Origin of the sequence: Janthinobacterium violaceinigrum (assembly GCF_009208555.1) — a bacterium.
GTDB lineage: Bacteria > Pseudomonadota > Gammaproteobacteria > Burkholderiales > Burkholderiaceae_D > Janthinobacterium > Janthinobacterium violaceinigrum.
The window spans coordinates 1-15,508 of sequence record NZ_WFLI01000016.1; the positions used below are offsets into that span (position 1 = coordinate 1).

Here is a 15,508-nt window from a genome sequence, read left to right on the forward strand (position 1 = left end):
CGCCATCGCGCGGGGCGGCGGCAACGGCAGGGGCGGCCGGAGCGCTTTGCTGCAGCAGCGATTCGAACGGCTGCGCCGGTGCGCTGCTTTTGGCCGCCGTCGCCGGGTTGGCGGCGGCCAGCGGCTCGCGCGTATCGCGGCCTGCCGGTTGCGCCGTTGCCTGGGCCGTGAGGGTGATGGCAGCCGGATGCAGGCTGATGTTGAGCGCCGGATTGGCTTGCGCCACATTTGCCTGCGCTTGTGTCTGTACTTGCGCCTGCGCGCTGGCGCGCGCCTCGACCGCGGCAGCGTCTGCCGGCGGCAGCATGGCGACGGGCAAGCCGAGGATGGGGGCGGCCATGGCTGGCAGGCTGCTGTCGGCCTGGCTGTCGCTGTCGCTCTCTTTGGCGGGCGCAGCGGTACTGCTCTCGCCGGCAGCGGCATCGGCCGTCTGTCCGCCCGTCACGTCGAGCACCTGCGCGAACAGTGGCAGGGCGGAGGGGGCGACGCCGTTGCCAGCGGCATTGCTTCCATAGCCCGGCGTGCCGGGCAAGGTGGTAATCTGTGCCGGCGCTGGCGCCGACGCGGGTGCCGCATTGGCTGCCGGTGCCGGAGCGGCCGGCGCCGTGTTGAAGTTCATGATCATGCTTGATTCCCGTCCGAGTCGTATTCGCCGAGCGCGGCGTAGGCGACCCAACCTTCCTTATTTGCCTGTAATGCACCCAGGTGTAAACCCAGGCGTTCTTTTTCCTCAGAGCAAATTTTAACCGCTTGCGCGTGAATTTTGCGCAATTGCAACAATTCTGTTTGTTCCAGCGCATTCCATGCGCCCCGTTCGGCCAGTAGCGGGATGTTTTTCGCCAGGCTGGCCGAGAGTTTTTCCAGCGCTTCCCAGTCCGGCTGCGCGACTGCCGCGCTCAATTGCCGGCTCAGCTGCTGCAGCGCAGCGCGCCTAGGCATTGTTGGCCTGGACGCCCACCCAGCCGCGCTTGATGGTCGTCATCAAGGTCGTCACTTCGTCGATCAGGGTCGGGTCCAGCTTGATCCCGGCCGTGTACAGGCGCGCCACGCAGTAGTCGTACAGGCGCGCCAGGTTGACCACCACTTCGCCGCCATTGTCGAAATCGAGCGAGCTCGACAAACCGTTGATGATCTGCGTGCACTTGTCCAGGCTGATCGCCTTCTGTTCGTAGCGCTTGCCCACGATATGCCCGCGCGCGCGCGCCAGTTCTTCCAGCAGGCCGTCCGTCAGCACCAGCACCAGCTCGACCGGTGTGGCGCGGGCGGTCTGGGAATCCAGGTTGACGGCGTGGTAGCTGCCGTAAGCTTCATTGTTCAACATGTCTTGGTTCTCACTGTTTCACGGTTTAACTGGCTGCGGCGCGGCGGGCGCGCCCGCCTTAGGATTTGTTGTTGCCGAACATGGCATCAAACATGTCGGCGTTCTTTTGCATCTGTTCTTGCAGGATCTGCAAGCGGGTGAACTGGTCCAGATAGCGCTTGTAGGCGGTGTCGTACTGCGCGCTCAGGCGGTCCATGCTCGTGCTCAGGTTCTTTTGCAGCTTGTCGTTGGCGGCCAGGCGCTGGGTGATCTGACCCTTGGTGACGTTGCCCCACTGGGCCAGCACCTTGTCCAGGCCGCCCAGCACGCCGGCAGGGGCGGACAGGCTGTTGTTGCCGAACAGTTTGTCCAGGCCGCCCGGGTTGTCGGCCAGCTTGGCCGTCAGCTTGGCGCTGTTCAGGCTGATCGAGCCGTCGCGCTGTGCGGTAATGCCATACGACACCAGCGACACGCCGTCGACGGTCAGGCGCAGGGCATCGCCCATGCTGGTGCGCAGGGAATTGAGGCCCGAGTCGTGGGCGAAAATGCCCGCGGCCACGTTCTTGGCCGGGTCGCCAGGGCTGGCCATGCCATCCATCAGGCTTTTCAGCTTGTTGTAGGCATCGACGAAGGCTTGCACATTGGCGATGGTGCCTGCATTGTCGGTGCCCACCGTGACGGTGACGGGATTGTCGCCGGCCGTCATGGCCTTGGTGAACGTCATCTTCACGTCGGGCACGTTGGTGAAGGTATTCGATGCCTGCGTAATCTTGGTGCCGGAACCCTGGGCGCCCAGCCAGACGACGGCATCCTTGGCCGCCACCATGGTCTTGATGTTGGCGGAGTCCGTCAGCGCCGTTTTCAAGGTGGCATTGGCGACGCTGTTCGCGTCCAGCGTGACGGCGTTTTCCACGCCGGTCACGTTCGACGTCAGGACCAGCTGCGCCTGGTTGCCGATATTGATGATCGATGCCGTGACGCGCGCATTGTTCTTGCTGTTGCCGTTGATGGCAGCGGCCATTTCCTGCGGCGTCAGCTTGCCGTCGCCATCCTTGTCGGCAGCGGCCAGGTCGATGTCGAGCGTGTTGTCGCCCACGCCATCGCCGATTTTCACTTTCAGGTTGCCCGTGCCGTCGGCCACGTTGATCGTGCTCAAGCCGCCATACGAAGTCTGGCTCGCGGTGGCCAGCTGTTCCACAAAGAACGAGTAGCTGCCCGGCGTGGCCTTGATGCCGGCCGTGGCCGTGCCATATGCCGTATTGCTGAAGGTGGCAGCCTGGCTCAGCACGGATTTGCTGGTGGTCATCGCCGTCATGGCGGTCTGGAAGGCCGAAATGGCCGTTTTCAGGTTGCCCAGTGCCGTCGCGGTGTTGTTGGCCAGCGTATTCTTGGCGATCAGGTCCGCTTTCTGCGTCGCAACTGCCTTGGTCGCCAGCTTTTCAGCCGTGGTGATTGGATCGTATTGCGGTGCGGTAATTACGCTTGCCATGCCAGACTCCTGAATAAAGGGATATACCGGTACAAGGCGACCCCCATTCCCGTTTCGTGAAGTTTTCCTGAAAGAAACTTACACAAACCTCATTTTACCTGCCCGCGGAACCAGAATTGCGTCGCCAGCTCGTCTTGCCGCTTGGCATCGACACGTTGTTGCTCGTTTGCAACATGCTTCTGTTTTTGCGTCAGCACCTGGTCCAGTACTTCGCGCTTGGCCCAGGCCGTATTCAGGGCGCGCTGCGAAACGGCCATGTTGGCTTCGTGCAGGTGCAGGTCCGTACGGTGCTGGTCGGCCATCTGCATGACGGCCTGCTTGAAGTTACCGCAATTGACGGACAGGGCCAGGGGCAGGGCGCCGCTGGGGCCACTATCCGTGTACAAGCCCGTCAGGCGTTCCAGGTTTTTCTGGTAGCGCTCGCGCACGGCCGTCTGCGCCGCCATTTCGCCTTGCAGGCGTTCCACTTCGGTGCTGCGCAGGCCGACCAGGGTGGTCAGGTTGCGGATGGTATGCGCGTCGCTCACGTATGCTCCTAGGCCATGATCTGTTCAAGTTGTTCGATGCACGGTCCCATCGGCGCCTCTTCCTTGGTGCCCTGGCACAGGAAGGCTTCGATGGGCGCGTGCAGCTGTACGGCGCGGTCGGTGATCGGGTCGGCGCCGGGCACGTAGGCGCCCAGCGGGATCAGGTCGCGCACGCGCGCATGGCGCGCCATCGACGCCTTCAGTGCGCGCGCCGCCTGCATGTGGTCGGGCGTGATCACCTGCGCCATGCAGCGGCTGATCGAGGCGGCGATGTCGATGGCGGGGTAGTGGCCCCGCTCGGCCAGTTCGCGCGTGAGCACGATGTGGCCGTCGAGAATTGCGCGCGCCGTGTCGACCACGGGGTCCTGCTGGTCGTCGCCTTCGGCCAGCACCGTGTAGATGGCGCTCATGCTGCCTTCCGGGTGGGCGCCGTTGCCGGCGCTTTCCACCAGTTGCGGCAAGTTCGAAAAGACGGACGGCGGATAGCCGCGCGTGGCCGGCGGCTCGCCCAGGGCCAGCGCCACTTCGCGCAAGGCCATCGCATAGCGCGTCAGCGAGTCGACCAGCAGCAGCACGTGCTTGCCCTGGTCGCGGTAGTGGGCGGCGATCGAATGGCACAGTTCGGTTGCCATGATGCGCATCAATGGCGATTCGTCGGCCGGCGCGATCACCAGCACGGCTTTCTTCAAGCCGTCGGCGCCCAGCGATTTTTCCACGAATTCGCGCACTTCGCGGCCCCGTTCGCCGATCAGGCCGACGACGACCACGTCGGCCACCGTCTGGCGCGTGATCAGGCCCAGCAGCACGCTCTTGCCCACGCCGGAACCGGCCATCAGGCCCACGCGCTGGCCCTTGCCCAGGGTCAGCATGCTATTGATGGCGCGCACGCCCACGTCCAGCGGCTCGACCACTGGCTGTTTCTTCAGGGGATTGATCTTCGGCGGCGTGACTTCCAGGATGTGTTCGCCACCGAGGCGGCCCAGGTCGTCGATCGGCTCGCCCAGGCCATTGACCATGCGGCCCAGCCACGACGGGCCGATCTGCAGGCTGGCCTTGTCGGGCAGGGGCAGCACGCGCGCTCCCGTGGTCAGGCCCGTGGCCTTCTTGAACGGCATCAGGTAGGACAGTTTTTCGCGGAAGCCCACGACCTGCGCATCGAGCCACTCGCCGTTCACAGTTTCAATTTGACAACGCTGGCCCGTGTGCAGCCGGCAGCCGGCGCTTTCCAGCAGCAGGCCGGAAGCGCCGACCAGGCGGCCCGTCGGCGTCGCGACCGGGATATCGCCGATCTCGAAACTGCGCAGCGTGTCGGCGATCATGCAGGCGCGCCCTGGTCTGCGTGTTCGGCGGCCAGCGCCAGGTGGCTGCTGACCTGTTCCATGCAGGCCGACAGGCGCTGGTGGCAGCCCGCGTCGACTTCATTGTCGCCCGCCTTGATGCGGCATTCGCCTGCGTCGAGGCGCGCATCGGCGATCAGGTTCCAGCGCTTGGCGCGCTTCGGATCGAGTTCGCTGATGCGTTTCAATTCTTCGGGATTGAGGAAAACGTCGATTTCTTCGCGCGTGGGCGGCATCGAGGCCAGGGTCTCGTCGACCAGGGCCAGCAATTGTACGGGCTGCAGCGCCAGTTCCGCGCGGATCACCTGGCGCGCCACCTTGGCCACCAGGTCGACCACTTCCTTGCGCTGCGCTTCGCGGTAATCGGCGCGCACTTTTTTCAGGTCGCGCAAGATGGCGTCGACGGGGCGCGCCAGACGGTCCAGCGCCACCAGGGTTTCATTGCGGCCTTCTTCGCGGCCCTGCGCCATGCCATCGCTGCGTCCGGTGTCGTAGCCATCCTGCTGGCCTTGCACCAGGCCCACTTCGTAGCCGTCGCGCTGGCCCTGCTCGAAACCTTCCGAGACGGACGCCTGCCACTGGCCATCCGTATCCTCGTTGGAGGCGCGCTGGCCGGCGGCGATGAATTGCGACAGGGGCGGGAAACGATACGAGCGGAAGTGTTTCATTCGATCACCGCTTCAGCAAACAGTTGCACTTCGATCTCGCCCGCATCGGCGAGGCCCTTGACGGTGGCCATGATTTCCTGGCGCGTCTGTTCGATGCGGCTCAAAGGCACGGGGCCGGAACGGCGCATCATGTCTTCGAAGCTCTGCGCCTGGCGGCGCGGCATGGTTTTCAGCACGGCGTCGCGGATCGACGGTTCCGCACCCTTGAGCGCGATGGCCCACTGTTCCATCGGCACGTCTTCCAGGATACGCGTGAGCGTGACATCGCTCTGCGTGGCCAGGATCAGGAAGTCGTACATGCTCAGTTCGATTTCCGACACCACTTCGGGGTCGTGCGCGCGCAGCAGTTCGACCAGCGCGGCGCGGTTGCCCGGCATGCGGTTGAGAATCTCGGCCGCCTGGCGGATGCCTTCCACGCTGGTGCTTTGCGTGTCGAGCGTGCCCAGGCAGCGGCCCACCAGTTCGTCGAGCTCGACCAGCAGGTCGCGGTCGATCTCGTCCAGGCGGGCCAGGTTCAGCAGCACCAGGTCGCGGCCTTCGACGGGCAGGGCGTCGAGGATCTGGCCCGCCAGCGCGGGCGGCAAAAAGGCCAGGAACACGGCCTGCATCTGCACGTGCTCGTTGACGATGTATTCGGCCAGCCATTTTGGCGAAGCCCATTGCAGGCGCGCCATCTTGGGGCGGATGGCGTCGCCGTAAATATTGTTCAGCACGCTATTTGCGATATCGCTGCCCAGCGCCATGTCCAGCGAGCGCTTCAGGTAGCTGCGCGAGGCGCCGTGCACGCCGCTTTGCTGGCGATAATCGTCGAAGAAGGTCTGCATGGCCGTTTTCACGGACTCGACCTTGATGCCGCTCATGCGCGACATCACTTGCGTGACTTCCAGCAATTCTTCACGCGACAGGCAGCGCAGCACATTGGCCGCCTGTTCTTCGCCTATGCTCAGCAGCACGATGGCAGCCTGTTCCACGGGGTTCAGGCTGGCGCTTTCGTATTCGGCGCCGTCGGAGGGATTATTGTTGTTGAGTTCGGCCATTTTTCTGCATCCATTGTTTGACGACTTCGGCGACACGCTCGGGTTCTTTTTCAGCCAGCACTTTCAGGTGGTCGACCATCACGTCGACCGCCGAGCCTGGTGGCGGCAAGTCATAGTTTTCCAGCAAAGGCACGACCGGCATGCTGCCGCCAGCGGCGGCTGCCGCCTGGCCTTCCAGGGCAGGCAAGCCGTTCAGGCCCAGCGCCGGCGCGCCGGCGGCGGCCACGCCATTGGCGCCGGCGGCAGTGCTGCCGGCCAGTGCCAGGGCGGGATCGATCTGTTTCAGTGCCGGCGGCGCCAGGCGCGAGGTCAGCAGACGCATCAGCGGACGCAGGATCAGGAAGTAGCCGAGGACGGCACCCAGCGCGTACAGCAGCCAGCTGCTGAAATCGACGACGGTGTCGCGCTCTTCCCACCACTGCGCCACGGGCGGCTTGGCAGGGAAGGGCAGCGCCGTCAGGCTCAGGCTGTCGCCGCGCTGGGCGTTGATGCCCAGGCCGCTGTTGAGCATTTTTTCAATATTGCCCAGTTCGGCAGGAGTCCAGCCCGTCTTCGGATTCGGTGCGGCGGCGCTGTTGAGGACGACGGCGACGCTGAGTTTTTCCAGGCGGCCACGGCTGCGCTTGATCTGGGTGATGCTGCGGTCATACGCGTACTGGCGCGTGGTGGCGTTCTTGCGGGCAGTGCCGTCGTCGGACGGTTTCGGTGCGCCATCGGCGGGCGCGGCGCCTGCAGCGTCGGCCGGGGCCGGTACGGCGGCCGCTGGCGGACGGTTCGACAGGCTGCCGGGAATGCCAGCCACGGTGCGGTTGCGTTCCTGCTCTTCGCGCATCGCCTCGCTCGTCACTTTCGGGGCTTCGCCGTATTTTTCCAGCGTTTCGTCCACGCGGTCGTTGTTCACGGCGGCCGTCACGCTGAGCTTGAAGTTGTCTTCGCCGATGACGGGGCCCAAAAGGCCCGTGACGTTGCGGCGGATCTCATCCTGGAAGCGCTTCGCGCCTTCATTGCCGGCGGCCGAGGCATCGAAGCCGTCCGTCAGGTCGACGTGCGAGGACAGCAGGTTGCCGCCTTGGTCGACCAGGCTCACGCGCGTGGGCGCCAGGCTGGCGACGCTGCCGGCCACCATGTTGATGACGGCGGCGATCTGTTCCGGCGCCAGGGTGCGGCCCGGTTTCAGCGCCACCACCACGGAAGCGGACGATTTGTCGCCGTCGCTGGCGACGAACGACGTCGACTTGGCAATCGACAGATGGACGCGCGCCGAAGCGATCGCGTCCATCGTCATGATGCTTTGCGCCAGTTCGCCTTCCAGGCCGCGGCGGAAGCGCACGTCCTGCACGAACTGGGATACGCCCAGCGGGTCGTTCTTGTCCATCAGTTCCAGGCCGGCTGGCAGCTGCGCCGTCACGCCCTTCGAGGCGAGCAGCATGCGCACCTTGCCCAGCATGGCGTCGGGCACCAGCACCTGGCCGCTGTCCGGATGCAGGCGGTAGGGGATGTGCTCGGCGTCCAGAGTGGCCATCATGTCCGTCACGGCCACTTTTTCGCGCGCGCCAAACACCGGCTTGTAGTTGGCCTGGTCGCGCCAGGCATACATGGTCACCATGGCGGTGATGCCGATGGCCAGCACGACGATGGGAACCAGGTTTTTCAGCAGGGCGGGCGGGATGGCGGGCTGGGCGCCAGGGCGCCAGCGCGCAAATGCGGACTTCATGGTGGTAATCACTTGGGGTAACTTTCGCTGGGAGGCTGGGCGGGGATCAGGACGTGAAGATTACAGAGGCAGTTTGATGAGTTCGTCGACGGCGCCCATGACCTTGTTGCGCACTTGCATCAACATGGAGAAGGACAGGCTTGCTTCCTGGCTGGCCAGCATGGCGCCGACCATGTCGTCGCTCTTGCCGCTGTCGACGTCGCTCATTTTCTGTGCGGCCATGCGGTCATCGCCGTTGACCTTGCCGATGGCGTCTTTCATGCTTTGCGCAAAGGAGAAGCCGGCTTGTTCCGGCGCGCCGAACTGGGCGGCGGGCGCGATGCTGGCGCCCAGGGCGCGCGCGTCATTGCTCAGTGCTGCCAGATCGGCCTTGATCAGACCTGCGAGTTCGTTGCTCATCTTGCCCTCTACTTTCAATATGCGGTGACGTATCAATCAGAAATACTGGTGTTGCCATTCCGGCAGTCGTGCATGGAATGCCATCCTGCCCGGCCCGACCTGCAGACCCATCAGTTTTATCAGTTGCCACACCATCCGCTCAAGCAGACTCAAACAAACCCAGCAAACCCACGCCGACATGATTTACATGGCCATGATAACTAATATTTAACTGATAAGAGTTTCTGCTGGTGGCAATAAGAGGACTGGAAACTGCCATAAAAACCGGAATCAGGTAAGCGGAATGGCGCACTGCAAATCACTATTTTCTCGCTATAAGCTTACCTCGGGGCAACTATAAAGTAAAGAGAGGATTGGCTCAAGGAATATTGATACATGGCAATATTTAGCATTTTCATGTATTGTTCAGCACCGTAGTCATCTAGCATGCGATACGATGCGCAATCGTTTGCTTGCGGACCCGTCGGCAAGGTCAAGATGATGCTGTATTTAATTTCGGGCGATCCGTATAATTTGTTCTGCCACCGCAATACGACATGACCCACATGATAACCACTAAGACAGATCAAACTGTGCGCCATCAAGTCCTCGATTCCTGTCTGCTTGGACGTCCTGTCCATTTGCTGCATGTATTCGGCGCCCAGCTGCGCGACGACCTGGCCGTGGCCCTGCGCCAGCCGATGAGCCGTCGCTATTGGGGCAATTTCCAGATCGACGCCGTGACCTTGTCGCGCGTGGAAGACGAGGACAGCGTGAACCGCTGGCTGAGTTTTTCCACGCCGGCCAGCCAGCTGGGCTTTACCCTCGAACGCCAGATACTCTTGAGCGTGCTGAACTATCGCTATGGTAGTGCCGGCGCCAAGGGCGCGCTGCCCGATCCCGCGCAGGTCCGCGTGACGGCCACGGAGGAGCGCCTCGCTGTGGTGCTGGGACAACAGTTGGTCAGCAGTTTGTTCGCCCGCGTCCACAAGAACCTGCAAACCCTGGGCAAGAGCAGCGACATCGACACCAGTGCCGAAGTCGCCGTGCAGTCCGGCGTGCACCCGGCACGCGGCAGCTGGATCGTCACCGTGGCGCTCAGCGACGTGGAAGCGGGGCAGAGCGGCCACTTCTGGTTCTCGCTCGACAAGCGCCTGATGGCCGACGTACTGCGCGGCTTGCTGCCCGAGCGCGCGCAGGCGAAGAAGGCGCTGCGCAGCGTGCGTCCGCTCGCTTCGCGCTTGCAAGTGACCCTGGAAGGCCGTCTCGTCAGCAAACAGGTGCAACTGGGCGCCTTGTTCGACTTGCGCGTGGGCGACGTGATTCCCGTCAGCCTGAGCCGCACCGACGTGATGCTCGACGATTCCCGTTTATTTACAGCTGCTGTTTCCGAACACAAGGGCAAGCTCTGTTTAACCTCATTTGAAGATGTCGAATAATATGAATATGACCGATACCAACCAGAGCGAAACCCTGCTGGAAGACCTGGGCGATGACATGATCATCGACCAGGGCGACGTGTCCGACGTGGCCAGCACCCGCGCGCGGCGCGACATTCCCCAGATGATGCGCAAGATTCCCGTCACCCTGACCCTGGAAGTGGGCTCGGCCCGCATTTCGCTGGAAGAGCTGATGGCCATCGGTCCGGAAAGCGTGATCGAACTGGACATGCTGGCCGGCGAACCGCTGGTGATCAAGGTCAATGGCACGCCGATCGGCCGTGCCGAAGTGGTGGTGGCCGGCGAGAACTATGGCCTGAAAGTCATCGACCTCGACGGCCTCAATCTCGACCTGATGACAGCATGAAGCTGGCGGTACCCGGTTTGAGCCGGCGCCGCGGCGCGCTGGCTGCCGCGCTGGCTGTTCCCGTTCTGATGCTGTGCTGCAGCGCCGCCGGGGCGCAGGATTTGCTGTCCGGCGTGGTGCCGGGCGCAAAGACCGACCTGTCGGTGAAGATGCAGATCCTCGTCGTCATGACCCTGCTCGGGCTGCTGCCCGTGATGGTCATGATGATGACCAGCTTTACCCGTTTCGTCATCGTGCTGTCCCTGCTGCGCCAGGCCCTGGGCCTGCAGCAGGGTTTGCCCAACCGTATCGTCACGGGCATCGCCCTGATCCTCACCTTGCTGGTCATGCGTCCCATCGGCGACCAGGTCTGGAAGGAAGCATTCGTGCCCTACGACCGCGACCAGATCGGCATGCAGGAAGCGCTGAAGATTGCCGAAGTGCCGATTTCGCGCTTCATGCTGGCGCAGACGAGCAAGGCGGCGCTGGCGCAGATCGCGCACCTGGCCGGCGAGCCGTCGACCATGCGCCCGCAGGACCACAGCTTCACGGTCAAGCTGGCCGCATTCGTGCTGTCCGAACTCAAGACGGCGTTCCAGATCGGCTGCATGCTGTTCATCCCGTTCCTCATCATCGATCTGGTGGTGGCGTCCGTGCTGATGGCCATGGGCATGATGATGCTGTCGCCGCTGGTGATCTCGCTGCCGTTCAAGCTGCTGCTGTTCGTGCTCGTCGACGGCTGGACCCTGACCGTCAACACCCTCGTTACCAGCATACAGGGCTACTGATCCATGTTTACCCCTGAAGTCGCCGTCGACCTGATCATCGAAGCGCTGCATGTCGTCATGCTGCTGGTGGTGATCCTGGTCGTGCCGGGTTTGCTCATGGGCCTGCTGGTCGCGCTGGTGCAGGCGGCCACCTCGATCAATGAACAGACCATGAGTTTCCTGCCGCGCCTGCTGGTCACCCTGCTGGCCCTGATCCTGGCCGGACGCTGGATGGCCGGTTACCTGATGGATTATTGCGTGTCCATTTTTCAGCGCGCCGCCACCCTGGTCGGATAGCGCCGCGCGCCATGGATCAGATTTTCAATCAGGTGCTGCCGTTTCTGCTGGCCGTGTGGTGGCCGTTCTGCCGCATCCTGGCCATGCTCAGCGCCTCGCCCGTGATCGGCGACGCCATGGTGCCCGTCCCCGTGCGGGTGCTGCTGTCGCTGGTGCTGGCGATCCTGATGCTGCCCGTGATGCAGGCGTCGGGCATCTCGCAGGACTTGCTTAAGATCGATCCGTTTTCCCTGCACGCCCTCGTGGCCACCCTGGAGCAGGCCATCATCGGCTTCGTCCTCGGCCTGGCCTTCCACTTCGCCATGTCCGTCATGTCGGTGCTCGGCTACCTCGTGTCGAGCCAGGTGGGCTTTTCCATGGCCGTCATGAACGATCCGCTCAACGGCACGTCGTCGGACGTGATCACGGGCTTGCTCACCATCATGTGCATGATCGTGTTTTTCGCCATCGACGGCCACCTCGTGCTGACGGGCGTGATCGGCGCCAGTTTCACGGCCTGGCCCGTGGGGCAGGGCTACGGGCCGATGCTGCTGCAGACGGTGGCGTATAACGTGGCGTGGATCTTCGCCGCCGCCATGCTGCTGGCCTTGCCCATCGTCTTTTCCACCATGGTGGTGCAGCTGGGCTTTGGCTTCCTGAACCGCGTGGCGCCGTCGCTGAACCTGTTTTCGCTGGGCTTTTCCATGATCACCATGTTCGGCCTGCTGATGCTGATACAGATCGTGCGCTTTATTCCGGAGCACTATGTCGCCATGACCAACCGCGTGCTCGACATGATCGCCGAACAGATGCGGGTGGCCCATGGATAGCGCACGTGCCAACAAGCTACTGCGCAGTCCACTTCCGGGCATCCGTTGCTCGCTGTACCTCCGTACAGCTGCGCTACTCAACCCGGCATTGAACTTGCTCGCTACGCTGGTAGGACACGTGCGGAAAGGTGTGGCCCATGGCCGATAGCAGCACGGGCGACAAGACAGAAAAGGCTTCAGCGCAGAAGCTGAAGAAGTCGCGCCAGGAAGGGCAGGTGGTGCGTTCGCGCGACCTGTCGACGGCGCTGGGCATCCTGATCAGCATGAAGGTCTTCATCTACCTGCTGCCCGGCTATCTGGTGAGCTTCCGCGAGCTGTTCGCCATGGCCTTCATGCCGCTCGACAGCAAGGGCGCGCTGGAAAATGCCATGTCGATGGCGTTTACCACGTCCGTGGGCTTGCTGATCAAGATGATCGTGCCCCTGTTCTGCGTGCCCCTGTTCGTGGTGCTCGGCTCATTGATTCCCGGCGGCTGGGTCATCAGCACGAAGAACTGGATGCCGAAGATGGAACGCCTGAGCCCGGCCAAGAACCTGGGCCGCTTGTTTGCGCCCAAGCATGCTTTTGAATTCGGCCTGTCGATTGCCAAGGCCGTCGTGCTGGGCATGGTGCTCGTGCACGTGAGCCGTTCCAGCCTGACGCAGTACGTGGACCTGCAGCACCGTCCCCTGCAGCAAGCCATGCTCGACGGTTCGGCGCTGATGCTCGACGGCCTGATGGCGCTGATTTCCGTCTTCGTGCTGTTTGCCATCATCGACGTGCCGGCGCAGGCGTTCTTCTTTGCCCGCAACCAGCGCATGAGCAAGCAGGATGTCAAGGAAGAGCACAAGAGCAGCGAAGGCCGCCCCGAAGTGCGCCAGCGCATCCGCCAACTGCAGCAGCAGATCGGCCGGCGCAGCGTGCGCAAGACCGTGCCCGACGCCGACGTGGTGATCGTCAACCCCGAGCATTACGCCGTTGCATTGAAGTATGACCAGGACCGCGCCGAGGCGCCGTTTGTCGTTGCCAAGGGCGTCGACGAGATGGCGCTGTATATCCGGCAAGTGGCGAAGGAACACAATATCGAGACGCTGGAGTTGCCGCCGCTGGCGCGCGCCATCTACAACACCAGCCAGGTGCAGCAGCAGATCCCCGTGCAGCTGTACCAGGCCGTGTCGCAGGTGCTCAACTACATCCTGCAGCTGAAAGCATTCCGTACTGGGCAGCGTGCCGCCCAGCCCCCATTTCCCACCGAGGTGGTCGTGCCATCTTATTTGAGCGAGGTAGTACCTTCATGAATTTCCTGAACCGGTTGGTTGCCGAAATGCGCCGCCACAAGTTCGCCACGCCGCTGTTCCTGCTGGTGATCCTGGCGATGATCATCCTGCCGCTGCCGCCCGTGCTGCTCGATATCTTGTTCACATTCAATATCGTGCTGGCACTGATCGTCATCCTGGTCAGCGTCTCGGCCAAGCGGCCGCTCGATTTCTCCGTCTTCCCGACGGTGATCCTGGCCACGACCATGCTGAGGCTGACCCTCAACGTGGCGTCCACGCGCGTGGTATTGCTGCACGGTCATACGGGGGCGGATGCGGCCGGTAAGGTGATCGAGGCCTTCGGTAACGTGGTAATCGGCGGTAACTTTGTCGTCGGTATCGTGGTCTTCGTGATCTTGATGATCATCAACTTCGCCGTCGTCACCAAGGGTGCGGAGCGCATCTCGGAAGTGTCGGCGCGCTTTACGCTGGATGCCTTGCCGGGCAAGCAGATGGCCATCGACGCCGACCTGAACGCCGGCCTGATCAACCAGGAAAAAGCCCAGATCCGCCGCAAGGACGTGGCTGCCGAAGCGGATTTCTACGGCGCCATGGACGGCGCGTCGAAGTTCGTGCGCGGCGACGCCGTCGCCAGTATCCTGATCCTGATCATCAATATGGTGGGCGGCGTGGCCATCGGCTCGCTGATGCACGACCTGTCGTTCGGCGACGCTTTCCGCCAGTACGCACTGCTGACCATCGGCGATGGCCTGGTCGCGCAAATTCCGGCGCTGCTGCTGTCGGCCGCGGCCGCCATCCTGGTCACCCGCATCAGCGATTCGGGCGACTTCGAACAGCAGGTGGCGGGCCAGGTGCTGACCTCGCCGACGGTGATCTTCAGCGCGGCCGGCATGATGGTGGCGCTGGCCCTGATCCCGGGCATGCCATGGTTCATGTTCATGACCTTTGCCGCCGTGCTGGCCTTCGTGGCGTGGCGCCTGACCAAGCGCGTGAAGGGGCCCGACGCGGCCGGCATGGCGGCCATCGAGGCAGCCTTGCGCGACGAGCGCCCGGCCGAGCTGGAATGGCAGCAGCTGCCTGCCGTGCAGCCGCTGATGGTGATGCTTGGCTACAAGCTGGTGGGCATGGTCGACAAGACGCAAGGCGAGCCGCTGAACAAGCGCGTCAAGGGCGTGCGCCAGAGCCTGTCCGAGTCGATGGGCTTGCTGTTGCCGAACATCGGCGTGCGCGACGACCTGGCCCTGAAACCGTCGCAGTATGCGATCGTGCTGTCGGGCACCGTGGTGGCGCAGGCGGAAGTGCAGGCCGACCGCCTGATGGCGATCCCGTCGCCAAACGTGTATGGCCAGCTCGACGGTATCCCCGGCATCGAACCCGCCTACGGCATGCCCGTCACGTGGATCGAGCCCGGCGAAAAGGCGCATGCGCTGGGCCTGGGCTACCAGGTCATCGAGGCGCCCAGCGTGATCGCCACGCACTTGTCGAAGATGGTGCGCGAATACCTGCCGGAGCTGTTCCGCCACGAAGACGTTTCCAACATGATGGAACGCCTGACGGCCATGTCGCCGAAACTGGCGGGCGCGCTGGACAAGGCGCTCACGCACACGCAGCTGCTGCGCGTGTTCCGCGTCTTGCTGGCAGAAAACGTGTCCCTGAAAGATATCGTGCCGATCGCCACCACCTTGCTCGACAGTTCGGAGACCACCAAGGACCCGATCCTGCTGGCGGCCGAAGTGCGCTGCGCGCTGCGGCGCCAGATCGTCAGCGGCCTGTTCGGCCAGAAGATGGAAATGCAGGCATTTAACTTGGGCGGGGAGCTGGAAAACATGCTGCTCGGTTCGCTGAACCAGGCGCGCCAGTCGGGCAAGATCACCCTGGATAACTACCCGATCGACCCGCACCTGCTGTCGCAGCTGCAGGTGAACATGCCGGTGGCGCGCGAGCAGATGAAGCAGCAGGCCACGCCGCCGCTGCTGCTGGTGCTGCCGCAGATCCGTCCGCTGCTGGCCCGCTACGCGCGCCTGTTCGCGCCTGGCCTGCATGTGCTGTCGTATAACGAAATCCCGGAAAACCGCGAAGTGAGCATCATCGGCACGGTGGGCTAAACAAAAAAAACGGCGCTTAGGGCGCCGTTTTTTTTGCTG

Annotated in this window: 16 protein-coding genes and 1 pseudogene; 7 read left to right on the forward strand and 10 right to left on the reverse strand. The window is 63.3% G+C overall.

What is annotated here, in order from left to right; genetic code table 11:
• From GCN75_RS14915 to GCN75_RS14960, 10 genes and pseudogenes are all read right to left on the reverse strand, one after another.
• Positions 1–625, reverse strand: a pseudogene (locus GCN75_RS14915) (hypothetical protein); the annotation flags it as partial.
• On the reverse strand, positions 622–900 hold the full coding sequence (locus tag GCN75_RS14920; RefSeq protein WP_226941407.1) for a hypothetical protein: 279 nt from the start codon (positions 898–900) through the stop codon (positions 622–624). The pseudogene GCN75_RS14915 and the gene GCN75_RS14920, both read right to left, overlap by 4 nt.
• Before the next feature lie 31 nt (positions 901–931).
• On the reverse strand, positions 932–1,321 hold the full coding sequence (gene fliS, locus GCN75_RS14925) for a flagellar export chaperone FliS (RefSeq protein WP_034757830.1): 390 nt from the start codon (positions 1,319–1,321) through the stop codon (positions 932–934).
• Positions 1,322–1,379: 58 nt separating this feature from the next.
• Positions 1,380–2,789 carry a flagellar filament capping protein FliD gene (fliD, locus tag GCN75_RS14930; RefSeq protein WP_152283208.1) on the reverse strand — a complete coding sequence of 470 codons (1,410 nt, stop codon included), beginning with the start codon at positions 2,787–2,789 and terminating at the stop codon, positions 1,380–1,382.
• Between the two features lie 89 nt (positions 2,790–2,878).
• Entirely contained in the window at positions 2,879–3,316 is a 438-nt protein-coding gene (locus GCN75_RS14935; RefSeq protein WP_070289072.1) for a flagellar export protein FliJ, read from the reverse strand.
• Between the two features lie 8 nt (positions 3,317–3,324).
• Complete coding sequence (gene fliI / locus GCN75_RS14940; protein WP_152283209.1) at positions 3,325–4,635, reverse strand: flagellar protein export ATPase FliI; 1,311 nt, start codon at positions 4,633–4,635, stop codon at positions 3,325–3,327.
• Positions 4,632–5,321 carry a flagellar assembly protein FliH gene (gene fliH / locus GCN75_RS14945; RefSeq protein ID WP_152283210.1) on the reverse strand — a complete coding sequence of 230 codons (690 nt, stop codon included), beginning with the start codon at positions 5,319–5,321 and terminating at the stop codon, positions 4,632–4,634. Before fliH ends, fliI begins: the two co-directional genes overlap by 4 nt.
• On the reverse strand, positions 5,318–6,358 hold the full coding sequence (locus GCN75_RS14950; protein WP_077403172.1) for a flagellar motor switch protein FliG: 1,041 nt from the start codon (positions 6,356–6,358) through the stop codon (positions 5,318–5,320). Before GCN75_RS14950 ends, fliH begins: the two co-directional genes overlap by 4 nt.
• Entirely contained in the window at positions 6,336–8,072 is a 1,737-nt protein-coding gene (gene fliF, locus GCN75_RS14955; protein WP_152283211.1) for a flagellar basal-body MS-ring/collar protein FliF, read from the reverse strand. Before fliF ends, GCN75_RS14950 begins: the two co-directional genes overlap by 23 nt.
• Before the next feature lie 60 nt (positions 8,073–8,132).
• A complete protein-coding gene (locus GCN75_RS14960) occupies positions 8,133–8,471 on the reverse strand; it encodes a flagellar hook-basal body complex protein FliE (RefSeq protein ID WP_099380180.1) in 339 nt (112 codons plus the stop codon).
• 620 nt (positions 8,472–9,091) lie between these two features.
• Here GCN75_RS14960 and GCN75_RS14965 point away from each other — a divergent pair.
• The 7 genes from GCN75_RS14965 (at position 9,092) to GCN75_RS14995 (ending at position 15,469) form a co-directional block, all read left to right on the forward strand.
• A complete protein-coding gene (locus tag GCN75_RS14965) occupies positions 9,092–9,889 on the forward strand; it encodes a FliM/FliN family flagellar motor switch protein (RefSeq protein ID WP_152283212.1) in 798 nt (265 codons plus the stop codon).
• 1 nt (position 9,890) lies between these two features.
• A complete protein-coding gene (locus GCN75_RS14970) occupies positions 9,891–10,256 on the forward strand; it encodes a FliM/FliN family flagellar motor switch protein (RefSeq protein ID WP_046684914.1) in 366 nt (121 codons plus the stop codon).
• Positions 10,253–11,023, forward strand: a complete 771-nt coding sequence (gene fliP, locus GCN75_RS14975) for a flagellar type III secretion system pore protein FliP (protein WP_092715676.1) — start codon at positions 10,253–10,255, stop codon at positions 11,021–11,023. The genes GCN75_RS14970 and fliP overlap by 4 nt, the downstream gene beginning before the upstream one ends.
• Positions 11,024–11,026: 3 nt before the next feature.
• On the forward strand, positions 11,027–11,299 hold the full coding sequence (locus GCN75_RS14980; RefSeq protein WP_034757874.1) for a flagellar biosynthetic protein FliQ: 273 nt from the start codon (positions 11,027–11,029) through the stop codon (positions 11,297–11,299).
• An 11-nt stretch (positions 11,300–11,310) separates the two neighbouring features.
• A complete protein-coding gene (locus GCN75_RS14985) occupies positions 11,311–12,108 on the forward strand; it encodes a flagellar biosynthetic protein FliR (protein ID WP_152283213.1) in 798 nt (265 codons plus the stop codon).
• Positions 12,109–12,245: 137 nt separating this feature from the next.
• Complete coding sequence (locus GCN75_RS14990) at positions 12,246–13,385, forward strand: EscU/YscU/HrcU family type III secretion system export apparatus switch protein (protein WP_152255268.1); 1,140 nt, start codon at positions 12,246–12,248, stop codon at positions 13,383–13,385.
• Complete coding sequence (locus tag GCN75_RS14995) at positions 13,382–15,469, forward strand: flagellar biosynthesis protein FlhA (RefSeq protein WP_152283214.1); 2,088 nt, start codon at positions 13,382–13,384, stop codon at positions 15,467–15,469. Before GCN75_RS14990 ends, GCN75_RS14995 begins: the two co-directional genes overlap by 4 nt.
• Positions 15,470–15,508 lie beyond the last annotated feature (39 nt).